At 56.9% G+C, this 24685-nt stretch carries 21 protein-coding genes and 3 pseudogenes; 10 read left to right on the top strand and 14 right to left on the bottom strand.

What is annotated here, in order from left to right; all coding sequences use genetic code 11:
- Positions 1–449 precede the first annotated feature (449 nt).
- Positions 450–920: pseudogene (gene ybaK, locus AO277_RS25380) on the top strand (Cys-tRNA(Pro) deacylase).
- Positions 921–928: 8 nt separating this feature from the next.
- Here the strand turns inward: ybaK and AO277_RS25375 are convergent.
- Both AO277_RS25375 and argF read right to left on the bottom strand, forming a co-directional pair.
- Positions 929–2002 carry an ABC transporter ATP-binding protein gene (locus AO277_RS25375; RefSeq protein ID WP_004658185.1) on the bottom strand — a complete coding sequence of 358 codons (1074 nt, stop codon included), beginning with the start codon at positions 2000–2002 and terminating at the stop codon, positions 929–931.
- Entirely contained in the window at positions 1999–2919 is a 921-nt protein-coding gene (gene argF, locus AO277_RS25370) for an ornithine carbamoyltransferase (RefSeq protein ID WP_044319079.1), read from the bottom strand. The genes AO277_RS25375 and argF overlap by 4 nt, the downstream gene beginning before the upstream one ends.
- A 450-nt stretch (positions 2920–3369) precedes the next feature.
- Here argF and plzR point away from each other — a divergent pair, with 450 nt between their 5' ends.
- From plzR to grxD, 3 genes are all read left to right on the top strand, one after another.
- Complete coding sequence (gene plzR / locus AO277_RS25365) at positions 3370–3663, top strand: PlzR type 4 pili assembly inhibitor (RefSeq protein ID WP_002554854.1); 294 nt, start codon at positions 3370–3372, stop codon at positions 3661–3663.
- Between the two features lie 132 nt (positions 3664–3795).
- A complete protein-coding gene (locus AO277_RS25360) occupies positions 3796–5904 on the top strand; it encodes a molybdopterin oxidoreductase family protein (RefSeq protein ID WP_099259151.1) in 2109 nt (702 codons plus the stop codon).
- Between the two features lie 88 nt (positions 5905–5992).
- Positions 5993–6319, top strand: a complete 327-nt coding sequence (grxD, locus tag AO277_RS25355) for a Grx4 family monothiol glutaredoxin (protein ID WP_002554852.1) — start codon at positions 5993–5995, stop codon at positions 6317–6319.
- Positions 6320–6448: 129 nt separating this feature from the next.
- On the opposite strand, the gene bfr is transcribed toward grxD, so the two are convergent.
- The 4 genes from bfr to pyrC all read right to left on the bottom strand — a co-directional run bounded on the left by bfr (position 6449) and on the right by pyrC (position 9255).
- Positions 6449–6919, bottom strand: a complete 471-nt coding sequence (bfr, locus tag AO277_RS25350) for a bacterioferritin (RefSeq protein WP_044319081.1) — start codon at positions 6917–6919, stop codon at positions 6449–6451.
- 201 nt (positions 6920–7120) lie between these two features.
- The gene (locus AO277_RS25345; RefSeq protein ID WP_002554850.1) at positions 7121–7339 is read right to left on the bottom strand and encodes a bacterioferritin-associated ferredoxin; all 219 of its coding nucleotides are present in this window, start codon (positions 7337–7339) and stop codon (positions 7121–7123) included.
- A gap of 198 nt (positions 7340–7537) precedes the next feature.
- Complete coding sequence (rnt, locus tag AO277_RS25340; protein WP_002554849.1) at positions 7538–8215, bottom strand: ribonuclease T; 678 nt, start codon at positions 8213–8215, stop codon at positions 7538–7540.
- A complete protein-coding gene (gene pyrC, locus AO277_RS25335) occupies positions 8212–9255 on the bottom strand; it encodes a dihydroorotase (protein WP_044319082.1) in 1044 nt (347 codons plus the stop codon). The genes rnt and pyrC overlap by 4 nt, the downstream gene beginning before the upstream one ends.
- A gap of 149 nt (positions 9256–9404) precedes the next feature.
- Between pyrC and AO277_RS25330 the strand changes: the two genes are divergently transcribed.
- Both AO277_RS25330 and AO277_RS25325 read left to right on the top strand, forming a co-directional pair.
- Complete coding sequence (locus AO277_RS25330) at positions 9405–10310, top strand: flagellar protein MotY (protein ID WP_002554847.1); 906 nt, start codon at positions 9405–9407, stop codon at positions 10308–10310.
- 120 nt (positions 10311–10430) lie between these two features.
- Positions 10431–11648, top strand: coding sequence for an argininosuccinate synthase (locus AO277_RS25325; RefSeq protein ID WP_044319083.1), 1218 nt, complete (start codon positions 10431–10433; stop codon positions 11646–11648).
- Between the two features lie 417 nt (positions 11649–12065).
- Here AO277_RS25325 and AO277_RS25320 read toward each other — a convergent pair.
- Positions 12066–12592, bottom strand: a pseudogene (locus AO277_RS25320) (hypothetical protein).
- Positions 12593–13887: 1295 nt separating this feature from the next.
- Between AO277_RS25320 and AO277_RS25315 the strand changes: the two are divergent.
- Positions 13888–14514: a response regulator transcription factor gene (locus AO277_RS25315; RefSeq protein ID WP_002554843.1), complete on the top strand. Its 627-nt coding sequence runs from the start codon at positions 13888–13890 to the stop codon at positions 14512–14514.
- Between the two features lie 159 nt (positions 14515–14673).
- On the opposite strand, the gene AO277_RS25310 is transcribed toward AO277_RS25315, so the two are convergent.
- From AO277_RS25310 to metG, 4 genes and pseudogenes are all read right to left on the bottom strand, one after another.
- Positions 14674–14856 (bottom strand): PA3496 family putative envelope integrity protein, encoded by a 183-nt coding sequence (locus AO277_RS25310; protein ID WP_044319084.1) that lies wholly within the window; start codon positions 14854–14856, stop codon positions 14674–14676.
- A 106-nt stretch (positions 14857–14962) separates the two neighbouring features.
- The gene (gene nth / locus AO277_RS25305; RefSeq protein WP_002554841.1) at positions 14963–15601 is read right to left on the bottom strand and encodes an endonuclease III; all 639 of its coding nucleotides are present in this window, start codon (positions 15599–15601) and stop codon (positions 14963–14965) included.
- Positions 15598–16456: pseudogene (gene rsxB / locus AO277_RS25300) on the bottom strand (electron transport complex subunit RsxB). The gene nth and the pseudogene rsxB overlap by 4 nt, the downstream one beginning before the upstream one ends.
- A gap of 129 nt (positions 16457–16585) precedes the next feature.
- Positions 16586–18634: a methionine--tRNA ligase gene (gene metG / locus AO277_RS25295; RefSeq protein WP_002554839.1), complete on the bottom strand. Its 2049-nt coding sequence runs from the start codon at positions 18632–18634 to the stop codon at positions 16586–16588.
- A gap of 185 nt (positions 18635–18819) precedes the next feature.
- Here metG and apbC point away from each other — a divergent pair, with 185 nt between their 5' ends.
- Positions 18820–19914 (top strand): iron-sulfur cluster carrier protein ApbC, encoded by a 1095-nt coding sequence (gene apbC / locus AO277_RS25290; RefSeq protein WP_002554838.1) that lies wholly within the window; start codon positions 18820–18822, stop codon positions 19912–19914.
- A gap of 150 nt (positions 19915–20064) precedes the next feature.
- On the opposite strand, the gene AO277_RS25285 is transcribed toward apbC, so the two are convergent.
- Entirely contained in the window at positions 20065–20274 is a 210-nt protein-coding gene (locus tag AO277_RS25285) for a cold-shock protein (RefSeq protein WP_002554837.1), read from the bottom strand.
- Positions 20275–20637: 363 nt separating this feature from the next.
- On the opposite strand from AO277_RS25285, the gene dcd reads away from it, so the two are divergent.
- Both dcd and AO277_RS25275 read left to right on the top strand, forming a co-directional pair.
- Positions 20638–21204: a dCTP deaminase gene (gene dcd, locus AO277_RS25280; protein ID WP_002554836.1), complete on the top strand. Its 567-nt coding sequence runs from the start codon at positions 20638–20640 to the stop codon at positions 21202–21204.
- Between the two features lie 112 nt (positions 21205–21316).
- Positions 21317–21538: a hypothetical protein gene (locus AO277_RS25275; RefSeq protein ID WP_002554835.1), complete on the top strand. Its 222-nt coding sequence runs from the start codon at positions 21317–21319 to the stop codon at positions 21536–21538.
- Between the two features lie 60 nt (positions 21539–21598).
- Here AO277_RS25275 and pdeM read toward each other — a convergent pair whose 3' ends face one another.
- Complete coding sequence (gene pdeM, locus AO277_RS25270; protein ID WP_044319085.1) at positions 21599–22255, bottom strand: ligase-associated DNA damage response endonuclease PdeM; 657 nt, start codon at positions 22253–22255, stop codon at positions 21599–21601.
- Positions 22252–24660 carry a ligase-associated DNA damage response DEXH box helicase gene (locus AO277_RS25265; RefSeq protein WP_044319086.1) on the bottom strand — a complete coding sequence of 803 codons (2409 nt, stop codon included), beginning with the start codon at positions 24658–24660 and terminating at the stop codon, positions 22252–22254. Before AO277_RS25265 ends, pdeM begins: the two co-directional genes overlap by 4 nt.
- Positions 24661–24685: the final 25 nt, after the last annotated feature.

Here is a 24685-nt window from a genome sequence, read left to right as displayed (position 1 = left end):
ACGATCAGATGAAATTTCATAACGGTCAGTCATGATGGCCCTCTTGGCAACCAGAGGACATCATTTTAACCAAGGCGACTTTTCAGACAAACCCTAGTGCGATGGTCATGGATACCTCATTTTTGTTTTTGTCTCGGCACCCTGAGACAGGCATGGGTGCTCGTTATTCGTGCGTATCAGAAAAACCCCATTTCTGATCGCTGGTGCGAGTTATACCGAAAAACCGCTTTCGATAATATTCGTAAACGAAAAAATATAGACAAGAAACAACGCTGTCAAAGGTCGGAACCGAACGGTCATGGAGTGGATACGAGCCCGCACAGCCGCTTTATACCGAGATTTTATGGCTGTTACCAAAAAGCCATCAGTGTTGCAGGTGGCGTGAATCAAGGCATGTTCACTTTACTTGGCTTAAAGTGGCAGGCAGTCGGAAGCCTAAGGAGCGTTGCATGACCCCTGCACTGGATTTACTGAAAAAACTTCGCGCCGAACATCGTATCCACAGTTACGAACACGATCCCAAAGCAGCGTCATATGGGCTGGAAGCAGCGGAAAAGCTGGGGCTGGAGCCCGCGCGGGTTTTCAAGACATTGTTGGCCAGTACCGAAAAGGGCGAGTTACTGGTCGCCGTAGTGCCGGTCGTCGGAACGCTTGATCTGAAGGCTCTGGCACAGGCCGCCGGGGCGAAAAAAACCGAAATGGCGGACCCCGCGGCGGCGCAGCGCTCAACGGGCTAGCTGTTGGGTGGCATCAGCCCACTGGGCCAGAAGAAGCGCCTGCGTACGTTCATTGACGACACAGCGCAGGGTTTTGAGAGTATTTACGTCAGCGCCGGGAGGAGGGGGCTGGAGGTTGAGCTTTCGGCAGCCGTGCTGGCCGAGCATACGCAGGCTCGGTTCGCAGCGATTGGCAGGGAATAAGCTGGGGCTCAGTGATTGACCGTATGCGCCGCGACGCTGCCTGGCGCTGCAAACAGCACCAGATGGTCAGCTGCTACCCGAATACCGACTTCCTCGCCCTGGCTGTGATCGGCATGACTGGGGAAAATGGCTTCAAGTTGGCTGCCGGTAGACAGCTGCAGGCGATACAGCGTCGATGCGCCCTGAAATGTTCGACCGATTACCCGCGCTTTCAGGTCGCTTTGCGGCGCGTAGACGATATCGTCAGGTCGCAGCAAGACATCCACGGCGCTGCCGCTGACGCCCGGATATGCCCGGTTGCCACGCAGAACACCCAGTTCGGTGCGCACTGATTCGGGGTCTATCATCTGCCCGCGAATGAAATACCCCTGTCCAATGAAGCTGGCAACAAAGGGTGTGCGAGGTTCGTGATACAGGTTGTAAGGCGTATCCCACTGCTCCAGGCGACCCTCCTTGAATACGCCGACATGATCGCTGACCGCGAAAGCCTCTTCCTGATCATGGGTCACCAGAATGGCACTGGTGCCACGCGCCTTGAGAATATCGCGCACCTCATGGCTCAGACGTCTACGCAACTCGCCATCCAGGTTGGAGAAGGGTTCATCGAGCAACAACAGTTGTGGCTCCGGTGCCAGCGCCCTGGCCAGGGCCACTCGTTGCTGCTGCCCACCGGACAACTCGTGAGGGTAGCGTTTGCCCAGGGCGCCGAGGTTGACCAGTTCAAGCAACTCGGCGACTACCTGATCCAGCCGCGGGTGGTTGCGAATGCCGAATGCGATGTTCTCGGCGACGCTAAGGTGCGGGAACAGCGCGTAATCCTGAAACACCATGCCGATGCGACGCTTCTCCGGTGCCAGAGTCCAGCCCGGACGGGAAATGACTTCGCCCGCCAGGGTTATCTCCCCTGCATGTATCGGCTCGAAACCGGCAATCGCACGCAGTGTGGTGGTCTTGCCGCAGCCCGACGATCCCAGCAGGCAGCCTATATCGCCCGCGTTAAGGTGCAGATTCAACTCCTGCACCACGCGCTGATTCTGGTAGCCACAAGCCAGATTGCGCAGGTTCAGCAGCAACTGGCTCATGCGCGCTGATGGGACGGCGCGACGAGAAACTCCAGCAACGCTTTCTGCGCGTGCAGGCGATTTTCAGCTTGATCCCACGCGACCGAACGCGAATCATCCAGCAGATCTACACTGATTTCTTCGCCACGGTGGGCAGGCAGACAGTGCATGAACAGTACGTCCTTGTCGGCCAGGTCGAGCAAGGCGCGCGTTACCTGAAACGGTGCGAACAACGCCATGCGCCGAGCGGTTTCCTCTTCCTGACCCATGGAGGTCCACACGTCGGTGCTGACCAGGTGTGCACCGGCGACTGCTGCTTTCGGGTCGCGGACAATGGTCACTCGCTCACCTGCCAGCGCCAGGAACTCGGGGTTCGGCTCGTAACCGGCAGGGCAGGCCACGCGCAACTGGAAGTCGAACTGAATGGCCGCTTCTATATAGCTATTGCACATATTGTTGCCATCGCCGATCCAGGCGACGGTCTTGCCTTTGATCGAGCCGCGATGCTCCAGAAAGGTTTGCATGTCGGCCAGCAACTGGCATGGGTGCAGGTCATCCGACAGACCATTGATAACCGGAACGCGGGAATTGGCGGCGAATTCGGTCAGATTACTGTGCGCGTAGGTACGGATCATTACCGCATTGAGCATGCGTGACATCACTTTTGCGCTGTCGGCAATTGGCTCGCCACGGCCCAATTGGGTGTCGCGATGGGACAAAAAGATGGCCTGGCCACCCAACTGAATCATCCCTGCTTCAAAAGAAAGACGGGTACGTGTCGAGGATTTCTCGAAAATCATCCCCAATACCCGGTTCTTCAGCGGCTCAAAAAGCTCACCGCGATTTCGCAGGTCTTTGAGCTCTACGCCACGACGGATCAAGCCCAGGAGTTCATCTGGGGTGTAATCCATCATCGAGAGAAAGTGCCTGGCGTTCATGATTAACTACCTTTTTTGCAACAGACCGCAGGTTATCAAAGCCGGTTTTTATCGGGAAAACGGGCGAGACCTGCGGCGGAAGCCGCACGAGGCGACGAATAAGAAAGGCGCGATAGTATAAAAAAATGTCGCGTCTTACCAATAGCATGCTGTTTTCTGAAACACCTATGTCACTGGCGCTCCCTTTCAGGGGGCACTGTTATTCTTTGTTGACGAGTTAAAAACTGGCTAAGCTGATGAGGCCAATAGCCATCTCTGCTTTTTCCGAAGGCAGCATTTGTACACTGCTCAAATAGCGCTTGGCAATTAGTACCAATCCTGCAACAGTCCGGGTTTGCGCGGGTGCGCTGAATGCGACCCGCTTCACGGGCTGGAAACAAGGACCGTTTCTTTAATGCCGGGCGTAGGTTATAAATCGTTGCCGATACATTACTGATCGAGGGGTGGGGAATGGACTCAAAAGAGCGTCAACTAACGGAGTTACTCGGGCTGACCGCCCGCACGCTTACCCATCTGACCGCCTCAATGACCTCGATGTCCTTTGAGTTGCTGCGCAGCGAGGACGAAGTCACGCGTAATGCGGGGCGGCGCATGATTGATCGCATGGCGACCATCAGCTCAGGGCTCGACGAGCACTGGCGCCTGATCGGTGACCTGACCGGTGTTCACCTGGCTCAGGAGCAGGTCGAAACCGTCACTGAAATCCAGCTGCAGCGCAAGGTCGTCACGCCTATCGGCGGCTGATACGGTCTACTCATCGGCGCGCCTGATGCTCCCCGATTCACATGACAAACGTCAGTGGCGCGGGGTATTGGCAGCGGCCATAGTGCTTGTCAGGCAATCAACCGGATTGCCACGACAAGATCTGAGGCTGTGATGACCCGGACTGAACACTACCGCGCCTGCCACCTGTGCGAGGCCATTTGCGGTCTTGCCATCGAGACCGTTAACGAGCCGGATTCTGCCCCGTGCATCACCTCGATCAAGGGTGACCCGCTGGACACTTTCAGCCGTGGCCACATCTGCCCCAAGGCTGTTGCCCTGCAAGACATCCAGAACGACCCCGACCGCTTGCGTCAGCCGATGCTGCGCAGTGGTGATCAATGGCGGCCGATTGCCTGGCAGGCCGCGTTCGATATGGTGGCAGAGCGGCTTTACGCCATTCAACAGCGCCATGGGCAGAACACGGTAGCGGTTTATCAGGGTAACCCCAGTGTGCACAACTATGGGCTGATGACCCACAGCAATTACTTTCTCGGGCTGCTCAAGACTCGTAATCGCTTCTCGGCGACCTCGGTTGACCAGTTGCCGCATCACCTCACCAGTTTTCTGATGTATGGCCACGGCATGCTGTTGCCGATTCCGGATATCGATCACACCGACTTCATGCTGATCCTGGGTGGCAACCCATTGGCGTCCAACGGCAGCATCATGACCGTGCCGGATGTTGAGAAGCGTCTGAAAGCCATCCAGCAGCGCGGCGGTAAACTCGTGGTCATCGACCCGCGCCGCAGTGAGACGGCGGCCATCGCCGACCAGCACCTGTTCGTGCGTCCGGGCGGTGATGCAGCGCTGCTGTTCGGGCTGCTCAATACTCTGTTTGAAGAAGGCCTGACTCGCGAGAGTCACTTGCCTATCGATGGCCTGGATCAGGTGCGACACGCCATTGCAGGTTTCACTGCGCAGGCCATGAGCCCACGCTGCGGCATTGCTGCCGAGCAGATCCGGCAACTGGCGCGGGATTTTGCTGCAGCCGACAAGGCGGTCTGTTATGGCCGAATGGGGGTGTCGACCCAGGCCTTCGGCACGCTGTGTCACTGGTTGGCGCAACTGATCAATCTGGTGACCGGCAACCTGGATCGCGTGGGCGGAACGCTGTGTACGGAGCCCGCAGTTGACCTCGTCAGTTCGACTTCGGGCGGCCATTTCAATCTATGGCAAAGCCGGGTGTCCGGCCTGCCTGAGTACGGCGGCGAGTTGCCGGTTTCAGCGCTCGCCGAGGAAATGCTCGTGGACGGGGAAGGGCAGGTTCGCGCGCTGGTGACTGTCGCGGGTAACCCGGTTCTGTCCACCCCAAATGGCCGTCAGTTGGAACAGGCGCTCGAAGGTCTGGAGTTCATGCTCAGCATTGATCTGTACATCAACGAAACTACCCGCCACGCCGACTTGATCCTGCCGTCCACCTCAGCGTTGGAAAACGATCACTACGACACCACCTTCAATACCCTCGCAGTGCGCAACGTCACTCGCTTCAATCAGGCCATTTTCGACAAGCCCGAAGGTGCGCTGCATGACTGGGAGATCTTTGTCGGTCTGGCCAGATCATTTGCAGCCCAGGCGCAGCGTGAACTCAAACCGACCCTGCCACCCGCGCAGATGATTGATCGCGGGTTGCGCGCAGGCTTCTATGGCGATGCATCGCCGCACAAACTGTCACTGGAAACGCTGGCCAGTCACCTGCATGGGCTTGATCTGGGCGCGTTGAAGCCTAACCTCACCGAGCGCCTGAAAACCGCCAATGGGCGGATTCAGGCGGCCCCAGAGGTCATCATGGCCGACCTGACGCGCTTCGCTGCCGATCCCGCTCCCGATTCCGGAGCATTGTTGCTGATTGGTCGTCGGCACGTGCGCAGCAATAATTCGTGGATGCACAACTATCACAGGCTGGTAAAAGGCAAGCCCCGGCATCAATTGCTGATGCACCCTGACGATCTTGCCTGTCGTGGTTTGAGCGATGGCCAGCAGGTTCGGGTCAGCTCCCGGGTCGGGACGATCGAGGTGCAGGTGTTGGGCAGTCTGGACATGATGCCCGGAGTGGTCAGCCTGCCGCATGGCTGGGGGCATTCGCGTGCGGGGGTGAAAATGGATATTGCCCGGAGTCAGCCAGGGGTGAGCGCCAATGACCTGACCGACGAACGGCAACTCGATGTACTCTCCGGCAATGCGGCGTTGAACGGTGTGCCGGTACAGGTGGCTGCCTGTTAAGGCTCAAGACAGAGCGTCATGCTCGGGATTTCGTTACAATGCGCCACCGTGCCGACAACTGAGTCGGATATTTCAGCCGAGGTGCTCCATGGATATCATCGAAACGATCAAAGAGCAGATTGCCAATAACACCATTCTGCTTTACATGAAAGGCGCTCCGAATGCCCCTCAATGCGGCTTTTCGGCCAAGGCTTCCCAGGCATTGATGGCGTGTGGCGAAAAATTTGCCTACGTCGACATTCTGCAAAACCCTGAAATTCGCGCCAACCTGCCAAAGTACGCCAACTGGCCGACTTTCCCGCAATTGTGGGTGGCTGGCGAACTGGTCGGCGGTAGCGACATCATCACCGAAATGATGGCTGATGGTTCGCTGCAAACTCTGGTCAAGGAAGCATCGGCCGCCAAAGCCGAGTAAAGCGTTGCGCTGCAGCGTGGGCACGATCGTCGAGATTATCGTGCCCTGCGCTCAATCATTGGTTTTACGCACAAGAAAAAGCCCGCTCTCGATTGAGGCGGGCTTTTTCATTGCAACGCAACCGGTAAATCAGTCGCCCATCTGCGACTGCAGGTAGTTCTCGATACCGACCTTGACGATCAGACCCAGCTGGGTCTCGAGCCAGTCGATTTGCTCTTCCTTGGGCTCGAGGATGTCTTCCAGCAGCTCACGGCTGCCGAAGTCACCAACTGTCTCAAAGTGAGCGATCGCGGCTTTCAGATCGGCCAGACCTTTTTGCTCGATCTTCACGTCGCACTCCAGCATTTCCTTGGTGTGCTCGCCAATCAGGATCTTGCCCAGATCCTGCAGGTTTGGCAGCCCTTCAAGGAACAGCGTGCGCTTGATCAGCTGGTCGGCATACTTCATCGCATGGATGGATTCTTTGTACTCATGGCCGCCGAGCTTTTTCAGACCCCAGTCTTCATACATGCGCGCATGCAGGAAATACTGATTGATGGCGACCAGCTCGTTTCCGAGGATCTTGTTGAGATGCTGGATGACTGTAATGTCGCCTTTCATGTTCGAGGTCCTGCCGGTGGCTTGTGTATATAAGCGCCGAGTGTGAGCCGCGCTTAAACGCCTGTCAAACCTAAGTTGTTGAATAATAAGTGAATTTAAATAGGAATAAGAATGTTTGAGTTCCGCATCTTGACGCTAAGCGCTTGAATTACAGGCATAAAAAAACCGGGCAGGGTGCCCGGTTCTTTAAAAGAGGGGTATTCAGGCGGCTGAAAATTCTGCTGGATAGGCCAGCGATGCCTGAGTGGTTTGCAGTTCTGTCAGCGTGTCACGCACCACTTCCTTCGCAAGGCAGGCGCATTTTCCGCATTTACTCGCAACACCCAGCGTTTCACGGACTTCACGATAACTGCAGCAGCCTTCCAGAATTGCATCCCGGATTTGACCGTCTGTGACACCTTGGCAAAGACAAACATACATAAGCTATTGACCGTCGCTGGTTTATTGCTTGGTGCCGAGGAGCTTAATGTTAATGAGAATGCTTGTCAAAACTGTTTTGGGTTCGATTCAGGTAGAACGATGAGTGGTTGTTTTCAGAGTCAGCGTATCCAGATATCCCGTTCCAGACAGGCATGAAAAAACCGGCGCGAAGCCGGTCCGTTCACTGGCGTGCCGACCTTAGTCGTCGAAGTCTTCCCAGCCGCCCATTTCCTTCCAGCGGTTGACGATGCCGCAGAACAGCTCTGCAGTTTTCTCGGTGTCGTAGCGAGCCGAGTGGGCCTCGCGGCCGTCGAAGTCGATTCCGGCAGCCTGGCAGGCCTTGGCCAGCACGGTCTGACCGTAGGCCAGGCCTGCGAGGGTAGCGGTGTCGAAGCTTGAGAACGGGTGAAACGGGTTGCGCTTCATGTCCATTCGCGCGACAGCGGCATTGACGAAGCCGAGGTCGAAGCTGGCGTTGTGGCCGACCAGCACGGCGCGTTTGCAGCCATTGGCCTTGAGAGCCTTGCGCACGCCGCGGAAGATGTCGTTCATTGCGGTTTCTTCGCTGACCGCCATGCGCAACGGGTGATCCAGCTTGATACCGGTAAACTCCAGCGCAGCGGCTTCGATGTTGGCACCTTCGAACGGCTCTACGCGGAAGAAATAGGTGTGTTCCGGGAACACGAAGCCTCTTTCATCCATGCCGATGGTCACGGCAGCAATTTCCAGCAGTGCGTCGGTGGCTGAGTTGAAACCGCCGGTTTCTACGTCGACGACCACGGGCAGGTAGCCGCGAAAGCGTGCTGCCATCGGGTGACGAGAACCGCCGCCACCGCCGTGGCCTTCGTGTTCGTCGTCAAAATGATCTTCACTCACGCGTGTTCCTCCAGACGCCAGCGCAGTTTTTCACCAGCGCGCAGCGGGATAACGGTCAACTCGCCAAACGGCAGGCTGGCAGGGGCGGTCCACTCGTCACGCACCAGCGTGATGGTGTCCTGATTGGCGGGCAGGCCATAGAACGCCGGACCGTGAAGGCTGGCGAAGCCTTCCAGTTTGTCCAGAGCGTTACGCTGCTCGAAAGCTTCTGCATACAATTCGATGGCCGCGTAGGCGGTGTAGCAACCGGCGCAACCGCAAGCGTTTTCCTTGGCGTGTTGGGCGTGCGGTGCCGAGTCGGTACCCAGGAAGAACTTGCCGCTGCCACTGGTGGCGGCGTCGAGCAGGGAGGCCTGATGCGTATTGCGCTTGAGAATGGGCAGGCAATAGAAGTGCGGGCGAATGCCGCCAACCAGCATGTGATTACGGTTGTACAGCAGGTGATGCGCGGTGATGGTGGCCGCGACATTGGCTGATGCTTCATTGACGAACTGCACCGCTTCACCGGTGGTGATGTGTTCAAACACCACTTTTAGCGTCGGGAAGCGTTCGACTACACGACGCAGGTGCTCATCGATGAAGACCTTTTCGCGATCGAATACGTCGATCTCGCCGCGCGTCACTTCCCCGTGTACCAGCAGGAGCATGCCGACTTCAGCCATGGCATCGAGGGCAGGGAAGATCTTGTCGATGCTGGTAACACCGGAATCGGAGTTGGTGGTTGCACCGGCCGGATACAGCTTGGCGGCGTGCACGAAGCCACTGGCTTTCGCAGTACGGATGTCTTCAGGCGTGGTCTGGTCGGTGAGGTACAGCACCATCAACGGCTCGAAGCGGCTACCGGCCGGGCGTGCAGCCAGAATGCGCTGACGATAGGCATCGGCTTGCTGCGCGTTGCGCACCGGAGGCACGAGGTTGGGCATGATGATTGCGCGGCCAAAAGTTCGCGCTACGTCAGCAACGGTATGAGGCAAGACAGCTCCGTCACGGAGGTGAATGTGCCAGTCGTCGGGACGCAGGAGGGTCAGGCGGTCAGACATTGGGGATTCCAGGCGGGTCAAACTCGCTGGGAATGCTACCGGAAAAGACTCTCTCAGGCATCCGCTATCAAGTTTTGCACGAAGTTACCGATAGCCCCCTTGTCAGTCAGTCATTTTTTGTTTCGCGTTTATTTTCAGTGGAGCCTCCCGTGCGCCAGCGATATTTAGCCCTGCTCAGCATGTTTGCCAGCCTCCCGGCGATGGCTATCAGTTTCCAGACACGTCTGGAGAGCATCGAGTGGAAGGTCGAAGGCGATCAGTTCGAATGCCGCCTGACTCAGCCGATCACCGACTTCGGTGCCGGTGAGTTCGTGCGCCGTGCCGGTGAGCAGGCGACGTTTCGCCTCAAGGCTTCATACAACATGCTGGGCAACGGTTCCGCAACGCTGCTGGCCGCCGCAGCACCGTGGCAGCCGGGGCGCGGTGATATCAATCTGGGTTCGGTGCGCGTCAGCAATGGCGACATACCCTTCAATACTTCCCAGGTACAGGCCGGGCGCCTGATCAGTGGTCTGATGGACGGTCGCAGCCCGCTTATCCGTCACTACACCCGTGACGGTGGCCAGATGGAAGTGCGCCTGCTGCCGGTCAAGTTCAGCAAGGCGTTCAGCGATTACCAGGCGTGCACAGCCAAACTTCTGCCGATGAACTTCGATCAGGTCAAACAGGCTGAAGTAGGATTTCCCGGTGGCGGTATTGAACTGGATGCCCGTGCCAAGGCGCGTCTGGACAACATGGTGGCCTATCTGAAGGCCGACCCGACGGTTAACCGTATCGAGCTTGACGGCCATTCGGATAACAGTGGCAATCGACTCACCAACCGTGACCTTTCCCGCCGCCGTGCGCTGGCGGTCATGGACTACTTCAAGGCTCAGGGTATCCCCGAGCAGCAAATCACCCTGCGTTTTCACGGCGAACGCTACCCGCTTGTGCCCAACACCAATGAGGCCAATCGTGCGCGCAACCGCCGCGTGAACGTGCATCTGGAGCGTGTTGCGCCCGATGAGCGTCCGGTACCTGTAGCCTCTGCGGTCAGTGCAGCGCACACGTCCTGAGGGCTGCATAACGCTCCTGCCAAACGTCGCCTTGTCGTCACAAGCTGTCGCGCCCCTGTAAATTTGCTGGTTTGAACGGTAGAATCAGCGGTTTTCCGTACAACCCGGTGGAGTGATGGCATGGCGGACGTAAACAAGGTAGTTCTCGCGTATTCCGGTGGCCTGGATACTTCGGTAATCCTCAAGTGGCTGCAAGATACGTACAACTGCGAAGTGGTGACCTTTACCGCTGACCTGGGTCAGGGTGAAGAAGTCGAGCCGGCGCGCGCCAAGGCTCAGGCCATGGGCGTGAAAGAAATCTACATTGATGACCTGCGCGAAGAGTTCGTGCGTGATTTCGTGTTCCCGATGTTCCGTGCCAACACCGTCTATGAAGGCGAGTACCTGCTGGGCACTTCCATGGCTCGCCCGCTGATCGCCAAGCGCCTGATCGAGATCGCCAACGAAACCGGCGCTGATGCCATTTCCCATGGTGCCACCGGCAAAGGCAACGATCAGGTGCGTTTCGAGCTGGGCGCCTATGCGCTCAAGCCAGGGGTCAAAGTGATTGCTCCGTGGCGTGAATGGGACCTGCTCTCTCGTGAAAAGCTGATGGACTACGCCGAGAAGCACAACATTCCGATCGAGCGCCACGGCAAGAAGAAATCCCCGTACTCGATGGATGCCAACCTGCTGCACATCTCCTATGAGGGCGGCGTGCTGGAAGACACCTGGACCGAGCATGAAGAAGACATGTGGCGCTGGACCAAGTCCCCTGAGGACGCGCCGAACGTTGCAACTTATCTGGAGCTGACCTACCGCAATGGCGACATCGTTGCGCTGGACGGCGTTAAGATGACGCCTGCCACTGTGTTGGCGACCCTGAACCGCATCGGTGGCGAAAACGGCATCGGACGTCTGGATATCGTTGAAAACCGCTACGTGGGCATGAAGTCCCGTGGCTGCTACGAGACACCTGGCGGCACCATCATGCTGCGCGCTCACCGCGCCATTGAATCGATCACCCTGGACCGTGAAGTCGCCCACCTCAAGGACGAACTGATGGCCAAGTACGCCAGCCTGATCTACACCGGTTACTGGTGGAGCCCGGAGCGTCTTATGCTGCAGCAGATGATCGACGCGTCTCAGGCCCATGTGAACGGTGTTGTACGTCTGAAGCTTTATAAGGGCAATGTGATCGTCACCGGTCGCAAGTCGGACGATTCGTTGTTCGATGCCAATATTGCTACCTTTGAAGATGACGCAGGCGCCTATGATCAGGCTGATGCGGCAGGCTTCATAAAGCTCAATGCCTTGCGTATGCGTATTGCTGCGAATAAAGGCCGCAAGCTGTTCTGATACTGCTGGTTGTTCGATGAGTGCAGCCCTCGCGGGGCTGCACTTTAAACCCGGGTTCCCCGTCACGCCTGTAGCCATTTCTCGAATTCAGTCTCCCTGACAAGTTACTCATTGTTCATAAGTGTTTCGAAACCGTCCTGCCGGACACTCAATGTGTTTTCGGTGTTGCAGTGCGCGTTTGATATTGACAGCGTATTTCCTTCGGCAAGTCATGTAAGAAGTCTTTAGCCGGGTGCAGGCGATCATGTACCACCGCCTATGTACTCATTAAATCCGTTCTTACCGTTCATGGCGAAAAGCGCAGGTGTGCTTTTGGTTTTTTCCTACAGTAGCTGTCGAAGTTAAAAGCAGGGGGCCTGGTGCTTTCTGCGTGGCAGTCGAAACTTATGCACTCGGTACCTGTTTTAGAGTCTGGCCTCAGGGCGTGTCGCTATCGCGTTGCTGCCTGAACTCGAATCGATAGGCTTTGCCGATATTCCATACCTGGCGAAGGCTCAGGTCCAGTACCTGGGCAATCTCGGCACGGTATAGCCCAGCGCCGAGTAATGCATGGCGTGGCCGGCCACCACGTCGTCGATATCCGTAGTGTCATGACGGGCGTCCCTGCGGGTGGTGAGCATGGGCTGACTGACAGCGATCGTCACACCGTTTTCGGTGGCCAGTTGGCGAACGTCTTTTTTATTCATGCGTAATGAATATTGCAGCGCTGTGAAGCCTGCGCCCTTGGCGGCCAGGTATTTGAGTTGTTCAAGCTTGCCAGCGTGTTCAGGCCCGTCTGGCAGGGTTGGCGCTGTATCAGTTGAGGAAGGGTTTGATGCGCCTGCCACCTCTCCATCGGGTATGACTGCAATAATACCGCCTTTGGCAACAAAGTTTTCCACAGCGGTGATTAACTCAGAGGCGGTGGGTATTGATGAGCGCGTGCGCGCATATCTAGTATTCATGGTGTGTCCCTTTTTGAACATGGTTATACACAGAGCCCATTCAAAAGAGTTGCCAGGCACTCAGTGTTTGTCACGCAGCAGCTCGCCTGATGAGCCGAGTACGTAACACCTGAATTCAGCCGGTTCGCGTGATACACCGAGTTCGTGTAAACGCGCCGCTCATGAACTGCAAAGCTGTATTACCTAATGATAGGGTTTCATAGGGCTGCACATAGTTAATGGCAGTAAATAATAAAGTTTCTGTTAAAAAAGTAACGACTGGTAATAAAATTTGCAAGTGAAAAATGGCGTGTCTCCAGAATTGATGTGTCGTTCTTTATAAAGTCTTACGTATTGTAATGTTGCGTCCGTGAATTTTGTAGTACGTTTCCTATTCGATTCCCTGTGTCTGGACCTGAAATAAAAAATGGTATTTGCTACTTGCCGAAAGAGCTACTTATGGTCTTGAATGATGTAGGGTTATGCTATGGTGTGTGTAAGATTTTGCGACAGTGCAAAGGTTGGTGGATTACCATTATTTAGCGTTTGTCGACAGTGGCCCAATATGGCAGGCCGCGTTTATGTTGTGCGCTTCTGTTGTAGGACTTTTCTTTCAGGCCTGTAGGGTGTGTCCTTAAATAAATATTTGTACGAAATTCCGTAATAGATGTGTAATTTTTAATCCCCGTTTACGTATGTAATGCGTGGTGTGTATTCACTGATTTTCCATCATGGGGTTTCGGGTAAGGCATCCGGATGCAAGGCCTCTATAGTTGGCTGGCTATCTGGATAAAGGCTGTAATGCCTGCCAGCGCCCTATATCGATGTGCGAGCGGCGAGACAAAGATCGATGAAAACTGATGGCAGTCCTGCATTTTCCTGGCGTACAGGTAGTGGCCTGCCTTCAAATGATTCAGCTCAAGGGTTTTCAGCTGTTTTTGCTGGCGATAAGCCATGTGTCAGGCGTGTTCTGACGGTGATGCAAAAATAGTGTGGCGATACTTTTAACAGATGCAGCAAGGTCATTTTTGAACGTAAAAGTTTGGCTGGGTTTTGCTGCATGCATTTACTGACTGGCGCTGCGATGCTTATGCCGTAGCCGCCAGCAATAAAAAATCACCAGATTCCGAAAAGGAAGGCTCTGTGAAAATTAATAAAAAATGTACGTTCCTGCCGAGTTTTGTAGGAAGTTTCTGCTGTAATTGTAGGAATGGTCTTTGGCTGTCAGTCCACAAGGGTGAGCGCCATGCAAAGCAGTAAACGACTAAGTTATTGTGCTGGCTCTGAAAATTCGAATAGCGAAAAATGGACTGCCCATGAATAAAGTGCTGATCGTGGATGATCATCCCGTCATTCGCCTTGCTGTACGCATGCTGATGGAGCGTCATGGCTATGAGGTCATCGCGGAGACTGACAACGGTGTGGATGCGCTGCAACTGGCTCGTGAGCACCTTCCTGATATCGTCATTCTTGATATTGGTATCCCCAAGCTCGACGGGCTGGAAGTCATTGCCCGCCTTTCAGCCATGACATTGCCGTTCAAGGTCCTGATTCTGACGTCTCAGGCACCCGGCCACTTTTCCATGCGCTGCATGCAGGCAGGGGCCGCCGGATATGTCTGCAAGCAACAGGACCTGACCGAGCTGCTCAGCGCTATCAAGGCGGTACTCTCGGGGTACAGCTACTTTCCCAATCAGGCATTGCATACTGTTCGCTCCAGTATGGGCAACGCGAGCGAGTCGGACATGGTTGACCGACTTTCCGGCAGGGAGATGATGGTTCTGCAACAACTGGCCAGAGGCAAGACCAACAAGGAAATTGCAGACGGTATGTTTCTGAGCAATAAAACCGTCAGTACCTACAAAACGCGTTTGCTGCTCAAGCTCAACGCGCATTCACTGGTCGACCTGATCGAGCTCGCCCAGCGTAACGGGCTGGTCTGAGTAGCCGGCCTGTTTGAGAAGGGCGTGTGCCTGATGTCCACGTGTGTGGAGCGAGTGACGAGCAGCCATCTCACGTATTGAAGCCTCTTCTGCGAGAGGCTTCAAATGCCAGAGTAGAACGTTAGGTGCCAGGAAGCCGGTGCGAGGTTTTGCGCTTGTCTAGAAGTCGAAATCGTAGTCGGCCAGTTGTTTCTGCAAGCGCCACTCTTCAAGCAGGTTGTCGATGGTGCGTCGTTTGCTCAGATTGGTCTTTGCCGGCTCTACGGTCGCAGTTTCGGTTTCGTCCGTATCGACGGCAACAAGGTCATCGTCCACGTCCAGTTGCTCGTTGTCAGTGCTCATGAAGTCGACTCCAGGGCTTGGGCTCTCTGGCGCTTCTTATATCGACAATCCACAAGCGGGTAAAAAAGATTTTTTCAATCGACAGAGCAGCAATTACCGGGCTGGCTCAATCGTCGGACGTTTTCTCCTTGTAATCGCACAGGTCTTCTATACGGCAACTGCCGCATCTGGGCTTGCGTGCCTGGCAAACGTAGCGTCCGTGCAGGATCAGCCAGTGGTGCGCATCGAGCAGATAGTTCTTGGGCACAAATTTCATCAATTGCTTCTCGACCTCCACCACATTTTTCCCTGGTGCGATGCCCGTACGGTTGCTGACGCGAAAGATGTGAGTGTCTACAGCCATCGCGACCTGACGGAAAGCGGTGTTGAGCACGACATTGGCAGTCTTGCGTCCTACGCCCGGTAAGGCCTCGAGCGCTTCTCGGGTCTGCGGTACTTCGCTGTTATGCAACTCCACCAGCATCCGGCAGGTTTCAATTACGTTTTTGGCTTTGCTGTTGTAGAGGCCAATTGTCTTGATGTACTCGGACAGCCCTTCAACGCCCAGGTCATATATGGCTTGTGGCGTGTTGGCGACCGGGTACAGCTTCGCCGTGGCCTTGTTGACGCTCACGTCAGTGGCCTGGGCAGAAAGGATAACGGCTATCAACAGCTCAAAAGGCGTGGTGTAGGCCAGTTCGGTTTTCGGGTCCGGATTGTCCTCATGCAGCCTGCGAAAGATTTCCTGACGTTTTGCAGCATTCATGGGCGGAGATTTTCCTCAGGATGAGTCTGTGCGGGGGCTTGCAGAAGCGCTGCAAGTGCCTGTTCGGCTGCTTCATATTCGCGTTGCAACTCCACGAGCCTGGCGGCCTGCTCGGCAATCGGCGGATGGCCGAAAGCCTTGAGCGACTTGTTGAGCTGCGCACGACTCATGGCCACGGCAATCCGGGCTTTTTTCAGGGTCTCGTCCGGCGTGGCAGGCTTGTCGTTCTGGGCGTGTCTGGCGGCGGACTGTAAAGCGTCACGACTTGGTTCAGCGCGCTGTGACCGGGCGATACGCTCGGCCAGCCGGGTTTGTTGCTCGCGGTACAAGCGTGCATTGCGTGCTTCGAAACGCAGCCGGGCGTGGGTACGCTTGCGCAGACGAGCTTTTTGCAGATCAGGGGTGGGTGCCAGGCCGCCTATGATGGGCGTGACGCGGATGCATTTCAATGCACTCTACCGGGCATGGCGCAACGCACAGATCGCAGCCAGTGCACTCATCGACAATCACGGTGTGCATCAACTTTGCAGCGCCGACAATGGCGTCCACGGGGCAGGCCTGAATGCATTTGGTGCAGCCAATGCACTCTGCTTCGCGAATGAACGCAACCTGCGCAGGGGCTGCACCGCGTTCCATATCCAGCCTCAGAACCGGAACAGCAAGCAGCTCTGCCAGCTGGGCTATTGTTTCGTCCCCGCCCGGTGGGCATTTGTTGATGGCTTCGCCGCCGGCAATGCCCTCTGCGTAGGGCTTGCAGCCGGGGTGGCCGCACTTGCCGCACTGAGTCTGCGGCAGAAGGGCGTCGATGCTGCGGATAAGGTCCACGTCGGGAAGCAGGCGAATCAATTCAGTCATGATCTTGCCAGGTGACCAACAGGTGTTCTGTCTATCGAGGGTGCAGCATTATCAGACAGATCGGGAGGTTTGCGAATGCGCAAAGGCCCGGTATCCGCCTGATGGCTGGATACCGGGCCTTGTCCGGGTTTACTTGATGCGCTGGCCGGGTTTTGCACCACTGTCCGGGCTGAGCAGATAGATCTCCTCGCCGCCAGGGCCTGCCGCCATCACCATGCCTTCGGAAATGCCGAAACGCATTTTCCTTGGCTTGAGGTTGGCGATCATCATGGTCAGACGGCCTTCGAGCTCGGACGGGGTCGGATAGGCGCTTTTGATGCCGGAAAAGACATTACGTTGCTCGTCGCCGATGTCCAGAGTCAGGCGCAGCAACTTGTCGGCACCCTCCACATGTTCGGCCTTGAGAATCAGGGCAACGCGCAGGTCTACAGCGGCAAAAGCGTCAAAGTCGATTTCCGCCGACAGCGGGTCTTTGGCGAGTTCGCCATTACCGGCGGGCGCACTGCTCGCGGTAGTGTCGGTAGCGGTCAGGTCTTCCTTGGAGGCAGCAGCCATGGCTTCTACCTTGAGTGGATCTATGCGGGTCATCAGTGCCGAGAACGGGTTGAGCTGATGATTGGCCAGCAAGGTCTTGTGGTCTTCCCAGGTCAATGGTTCGACGTTGAGAAACTTCTCTGCGTCGGCGGCCAGATTCGGCAATACCGGTTTGAGGAAAATGACCAGTTGGCGGAACAGATTGATACCCAGCGAGCAGACTGCCTGGACTTCATCCTGTTTGCCTTCCTGTTTGGCCAGCGCCCACGGCGCTTTTTCCGCGATATAGGCGTTGGCGCGATCCGCCAGAGCCATGGTTTCACGCATGGCACGGGCGAAGTCTCGGGCTTCGTAGGCGTCGGCAATGCTCGGCGCGGCCGCCAGGAATGCATCGGTCAATTCGGGCGCTGCATTGGCCTCGCCCATCACACCGGCGTTGCCTTTGTGAATAAACCCGGCACAACGGCTGGCGATGTTCACGACCTTGCCGATCAGGTCAGAGTTGACCTTTTGCACGAAGTCTTCGAGGTTCAAATCCAGGTCGTCGACGCCACGACCCAGTTTCGACGCGTAGTAATAGCGCAGGTACTCGGGTGGCAGATGGTGGAGGTAGGTGCGTGCCTTGATAAAGGTGCCACGTGACTTCGACATTTTCTGTCCGTTTACGGTCAGGTAGCCGTGAACGTTGATGCCGGTCGGTGTGCGCAACCCTGCACCTTCCAGCATGGCTGGCCAGAACAGGGCGTGGAAATTGACGATGTCCTTGCCGATGAAGTGATAGAGCTCGGTGGTCGCACCCTTGCCCCAGTACGCGTCGAAGTCCAGGTCCGGACGACGTGCACACAGGTTCTTGAAGCTGGCCATGTAGCCGATCGGCGCATCCAGCCATACGTAAAAGTATTTGCCTGGCTCATCGGGGATTTCAAAGCCGAAATACGGCGCATCGCGGGAGATGTCCCACTGTTGCAGGCCGCTGTCCAGCCATTCGGCGATCTTGTTTGCGACAGCGTCCTGCAGGGTTCCGCTGCGCGTCCAGCTTTTCAGCATCGCGTCGAATGCAGGCAGGTCGAAGAAGAAGTGCTTCGAGTCCTTGAGTACCGGTGTGGTCCCGGAAATTGCCGACTTGGGGTTTTTCAGGTCGGTCGGGGCATAGGTTGCGCCGCACTTTTCACAGTTGTCGCCGTACTGATCTTCAGCCGCACATTTCGGGCAGGTGCCTTTGATGAAACGGTCGGCCAGGAACATTTTCTTTTCCGGGTCGAAATACTGGGTCACCGAACGGGTTGCTATATGACCTGCGTCGCGCAGGCGCGTGTAGATCATGCTCGACAGCTCGCGGTTTTCGTCCGAGTGCGTCGAGTGGAAATTATCGAAATCCACCAGGAAGTCGGCGAAGTCGGCGCTGTGTTCGGCCTTGACGTTGTCGATGAGCTGTTCTGGCGTAATGCCTTCTTTTTCAGCGCGCAGCATGATTGCCGAACCGTGAGCGTCGTCCGCGCAGACATAAATGCATTGGTTGCCGCGGTGCTTCTGAAAACGCACCCACATGTCGGTCTGGATGTACTCGAGCATGTGGCCAAGGTGAACGGGACCATTGGCATAGGGCAGGGCGCTGGTAACGAGAATCTTGCGTGGCTCGGACATGGGGCTCGGCTACTTGAAGTGAAACGGAGACCGGCCACTATAAAGGTCTGAGCGATTTTTTTCACCCCGCTCGGTTGTGGGAATACTCCTTAGTGGTTGGGCAGGGTTCAGTGAAATCATGTCGGCTACGGACAGAACAGGTACGATAGTCGGCTGTTTCACTCAGTCTTTTACGGAGTAAGCCCATGAGCGCAGTCAATCGCGCAGCGGTGGAGACGATTCTTCGCCAGTACACCGACCCTTATCTGAATCAGGACCCGGTCAGTGCCGGTTGCGTGCGGTCCATCGATATCCAGGGTGCACAGGTCAGCGTGCAACTCGAACTGGGCTATGCCGCCGACCTGTTCAGGAACGGCTGGGCGCAAGTGCTGAAAACCGCCATCGAAAACCTGGACGGCGTCAGCTCGGCCACGGTTGCCATTAAAAGCGTGATCAGCGCGCACAAGGCACAGAGCCAGATCCCCGGTCTGGCCAATGTGAAAAACATCGTGGCCGTTGCGTCGGGCAAGGGCGGTGTCGGCAAGTCCACCACGGCGGCCAATCTGGCATTGGCACTGTCTCGCGAGGGCGCACGGGTCGGTATTCTCGATGCTGATATCTATGGGCCGAGTCAGGGTGTGATGTTCGGTATTGCTGAAGGCACGCGGCCGAAGATCAAGGACCAGAAGTGGTTCGTGCCGGTCCAGGCTCATGGCATTGACGTGATGTCGATGGCGTTTCTGACCGATGACAACACGCCTATGGTCTGGCGCGGGCCTATGGTGTCAGGGGCGTTGCTGCAACTGGTCACGCAGACTGCCTGGAATGATCTGGACTATCTGGTTATCGACATGCCGCCCGGCACGGGCGATATCCAGTTGACGCTGGCGCAGAAGGTCCCGGTTGCCGGTGCCGTGATTGTCACCACGCCTCAGGACCTGGCCTTGCTGGATGCGAAGAAGGGTGTCGAGATGTTCCGCAAGGTCAACATCCCGGTGCTGGGCGTTGTGGAAAACATGGCGGTACACATCTGCTCCAATTGCGGCCATGCGGAGCATCTGTTTGGTGAGGGCGGCGGTGAGAAGCTGGCGTCGCAGTACAATGTCGAGCTGCTGGCATCACTGCCGTTGTCGATACTGATTCGCGAGCAGGCAGATGGCGGCAAGCCTACCGCTATTGCCGAGCCGGAAAGTCAGATTGCGATGGTGTATCAAGAGCTGGCACGTCACGTGGGCGCACGAATCGTCTTGCAGGAAGCTGCAAGCCCGGCGATGCCGACCATTTCTGTCAGCGACGATTGATTCTGTAGCGGTGCTCTGGCGGGGAGGCGCAGCCAATTGACGTCTCTCGGTCAGGCTTATGCATGGCTTGATGGGTACGCAAATGCTCAAACGACAGGCAATAAAAAACCCCGCTTTTAAGGGCGGGGTTTTTAAGCGAATCAGGACAAGTTAGATAACTTGAACTTCTTCAGCTTGCATGCCTTTCTGACCGCGGGTAGCGATGAAAGAAACCTGTTGGCCTTCTTTCAGGCTTTTGAAGCCGTCGGATTGGATAGCTTTGAAGTGCACGAACAGGTCGTCGCCGGATTGTGGAGTGATGAAGCCGAAGCCTTTTTCATCGTTGAACCACTTAACGGTACCAGTTTGGCGATTAGACATAGTATATCTCCTTGGACAAAGTTAACTGCGGCGTAGGAAGAGCCCTGGCCGAGACTGAGTGCAAAGAGCTGGAAAATTCATGGAGATGGTTGGATCGAAATTCAACATCGTGTAGAGATTCTCAGTGACACAAGCAACACAGTGACGCCACCTTAACCCTTTTTTCCGAACGTGCCAATGGTCTGTTGATGATTATTTCCATTCGCAGCGAAAGAGCCCGGCTCGTCACACAAACTCGCTATCTGTTGCCTTTGAACCGTCGGCCCCGGCCCGGTAAGATGCCGGTAAGATGCCGGTAAGATGCCGGTAAGATGCCGGTAAGATGCCGGATATCTTTTTTACCTCGCTATTCAGGACACCGCCATGAGCATCAAATCGGACAAGTGGATTCGCCGCATGGCGCAGGAACACGGGATGATCGAGCCCTTTGTGGAGCGCCAGGTACGTGGCGAAGGAGCTGACAGGGTGATCTCCTTCGGCGTGTCCAGCTACGGCTACGACGTGCGTTGCGCAGACGAATTCAAGGTGTTTACCAACATCAATTCGGCCACTGTCGATCCGAAAAACTTTGATGAAAAAAGCTTCGTCGATATCAAGAGCGACGTATGCATCATCCCCCCCAACTCGTTCGCGCTGGCACGCACCGTCGAATATTTCCGCATTCCGCGTAACGTTCTGACCATCTGCCTGGGCAAAAGCACCTATGCGCGCTGCGGCATTATCGTCAACGTCACGCCGCTTGAACCAGAGTGGGAAGGCCATGTGACGCTGGAGTTCTCCAACACCACGACATTGCCGGCCAAGATCTACGCCAACGAAGGCGTGGCACAGATGCTGTTCCTCGAGTCCGATGAGGAATGTGAAGTGTCCTACAAGGATCGAGGCGGCAAATACCAGGGCCAGCGTGGCGTCACCCTGCCACGTACCTGATTTGCCGGTCAGGTGATTAGTGGAATTGAATTAATACTCTATTTCGCACTCTATCTGCTCACATGCTTTCGCATAATCGATATGTGCGACGGCCTTTGATCTGGAGTGCCCTATGAAGACTACTTTCAAAATCTCTGAACAGGTTCAATCTCCGCTTAACGAGATCGGGTTGCTTGCCTGGTCATTGATGGCTCATTCGGATCTGCTTCCCGAGCTTAATGTGGTCGGTGGTGGCATTCCGGGTGATCCAGGGCCAGATACTCCCTATCCGGAGCCCACTGAGCCAGGTGGACCTACCGTTCCTGACGAGCCGCCACCTGCGCCGGTTGCCTGATTACCAGTTCCCTGCTTCTCCTTCTGAGGGGCAGGGCCTCGTATGCGGCGGCCAGCGACGCTATACCACTCGCCACACGGCATCACCGCCTGTCACATAGACTGAGCAGTCCTGCGCCGGACGAATCTGAAACCCGCCCGTAAACTCACCGAACGCTGGCAGCAGGCTGACGCGTTGGCCCAGGTAGAAGCACGCCAGTCGCAAGCTTTGCCTGCCACGCCCGTGCAGCCGGTAAACAGGGTGAACGTGCCCGGCCAGTACGTGCAATTGAGGGTGTGGGTCAGGCTCGTGTTGCAAGGCAAAGGGCCCCAGCGTCAGGGGTACGGGGACTACATCTATGCCCAGATAGGCGGGTGGGTCGCCCGCCCGTTTGTCATGGTTACCGCGGATCAGGGTGATGCGCAACGCCGGGTGTTCGCCCCGCCATTGTTCCAGTGCCGCGAGCGTGCCCGCTGCGTGTGATTCCGGCGCGTGCAGAAAGTCGCCCAAAAAAATCAGATGATCGCAGGCATACGCATCGAGCAGGCTGTCCAGTCGCCGCAGATTGGCTTGGGTGGTGCCATGTGGCACTGGTTGACCCAGCTTGCGGTAGGCCGCTGCCTTGCCAAAATGCGCATCGGCAATCAGCAAGGATCGTTCTGCGGGGTAGTAGACGGCCTTGTCGGCCAACAGCCACAGCTCTTCTCCCGCCAGTGTTATCGCGACGTACGGCTTCATTGCTCATGCTCCGGACCTGCGGCTTTCTCCAGGTCGCGGACCATGCGCGCAATGCGGTCAGCGAGTTTTTCCGAACTGAGACTTTCGCGAAAGCGCTCGACCAGCAGTGGAAACGCCAGCGGGGTTGCGCGTTTTATCGCATGCAGGTCCAGCCTGCGACTGTTGATCTGGCGTAATGTCAGCTCCAGACGCTGCAGATCCAGCTCCTGGCGTAGCACTTCCTGTTCGGCCTGGGTCAGCAGCATGTTGTCAGCATCGTATTGCTTGAATACCTCAAAAAAAAGCCCGCTCGATGCCTGAAGCTGTCGATTGCTTTTCGCCGCTCCCGGGTAGCCGGAAAACACCAGCCCCGAGATGCGAGCGATTTCGCGAAAGCGCCGCAGTGCCAGTTCGCCCGCATTCAGGCTGGCAATAATGTCGGCCAAAAGATCCGTCTCGCTGAACAGGTCAGCCCGCAACGCCTGAGCCCAGTCAATCTCGCTGGCGCTGAGCAGTTCCAGCCCATAGTCGTTGACGGCGATGGAAAAGGTCAGCGGCCGATGTTGGCTCAGGCGCCAGGCCAGAAGGCTGCCCAGCCCCAAATGCACATGACGGCCGGCGAACGGGTAGAGGAACAGGTGCCAGCCTTCACGGGATTTAAGGGTTTCAGCCAGCAGCGTCTCACGTTGCGGTAGCCCGGACCATTGTTGCTGCACTTCCAGCAAGGGTTTGATGGCTTGCATTTCAGGGCTGGTGAATTCACCCCGCGCCGCCGCATCGAACTTCTCCACCACGGCGTCTGCCAGTTCGCTGGACAGGGGCATTCGCCCACCGTTCCAGCGTGGCACTGCGGCTTTCTTGCCAGTAGCCCGCTTGACGTAGGCGGTCATGTTTTCCACTCGGACCAGCTCCAGCAAGCGCCCGCCGAACAGAAAGCCGTCACCAGGCTTGAGCCGGGCGATGAAACCTTCTTCAACACTGCCCAACGAGCCGCCACCGCCGCCTTTTTTCCAGTACTTCAGGTTAACGGTAGCTTCGCTGACGATGGTGCCGACGCTCATGCGGTGTCGCCTGGCAAGACGCGCATCGGGTACACGCCAGACACCCTGTTCATCCGGTTCGGCGCGGCGGTAATCGGGGTAGGCCGTCAGTGAGTGACCGCCGTTGCGCACAAAGGCCAGCGCCCATTGCCATTGCTCGTCGCTGATATCCCGGTAAGCCCAGGCGCTGCGTACCTCGGCGAGCAGCTCATCAGGCAGGAAACCACCGCCCAGTGCGATGCTGACCAGATGCTGGACCAGAACGTCCAGCGGCTGCTGCGGCGATTCGCGTGGCTCGATCATCCGCGCGGCGACGGCGTCGTGGGCGGCGGCTGCTTCGACCAGTTCCAGGCTGTGGGTCGGCACCAGCGTGACACGCGAAGGGCGGCCCGGCGCATGGCCTGAGCGTCCGGCGCGCTGCATCAGGCGCGCGACACCTTTGGGTGAGCCGATTTGCAAAACGCGCTCCACCGGTAGAAAGTCCACGCCCAGGTCCAGACTGGAGGTGCACACCACAGCCTTGAGTGCGCCTTCTTTTAACGCGCGCTCGACCCAGTCTCGGACCTCTCGCGCCAGCGACCCGTGATGCAGGGCAATCAATCCTGCCCAGTCGGGGCGGGCCTCCAGTAGCGCCTGATACCAGATTTCCGATTGTGCCCGAGTGTTGGTGAACACCAGACAGCTCGCGCTGCTTTCCACCTCGGTGACGACCTGCGGCAACATGCGCAAGCCCATATGCCCGGCCCACGGGAAGCGTTCGATGGACGGCGGCAGCAGCGTATCGACCTGTAAGTCCTTGACGATCTTGCCTTGCACGGTCACGCCGCCGTCGCCGATCAGCACCTGCTGCGCATGTTGCTGATTACCCAGCGTCGCGGAAATGCCCCATACGATCAGTTGCGGATTCCAGCGCCTCAGGCGCGCCAGGGCCAGTTGCAACTGCACGCCGCGCTTGTTGCCGATCAGCTCGTGCCATTCGTCCACCACCACCATCTTCAGTGTCGACAAGGCGACCTGAGCGTCGGCACGGGTCAGCAGCAGTGTCAGGCTCTCTGGGGTGGTGATCAGCGCTGAGGGCAGCCGCCGGCTCTGGCGGGCGCGTTCGCTGCCGCTGGTATCGCCGGTGCGCAAGCCCACCGACCACGGGATATCCAATTCGGCCAATGGTGCTTCGAGGGCTCTGGCGGTATCGGCGGCCAAGGCGCGCATGGGCGTGATCCACAGGACACTCAGTGGTTCAGCGGGCGGTTTGCGTTTACGAGGTTTGTTGTCAGCGGTGAGCGTATTGGCTTTGGCGAAGCGGTTGAGCGCGGCGAACCATACGGCGTAGGTTGCCCGGGGAGTATCAGTTTTTTTGTGTTCGGGCTGGTTAGGGCCTGCCGTCAGGCAGGCCCTTGTTTTACCAGCTCGG

Source organism: Pseudomonas amygdali (assembly GCF_002699855.1).
Lineage (GTDB): Bacteria > Pseudomonadota > Gammaproteobacteria > Pseudomonadales > Pseudomonadaceae > Aquipseudomonas > Aquipseudomonas amygdali.
This window is presented reverse-complemented; position numbering and strand designations above follow the sequence as displayed.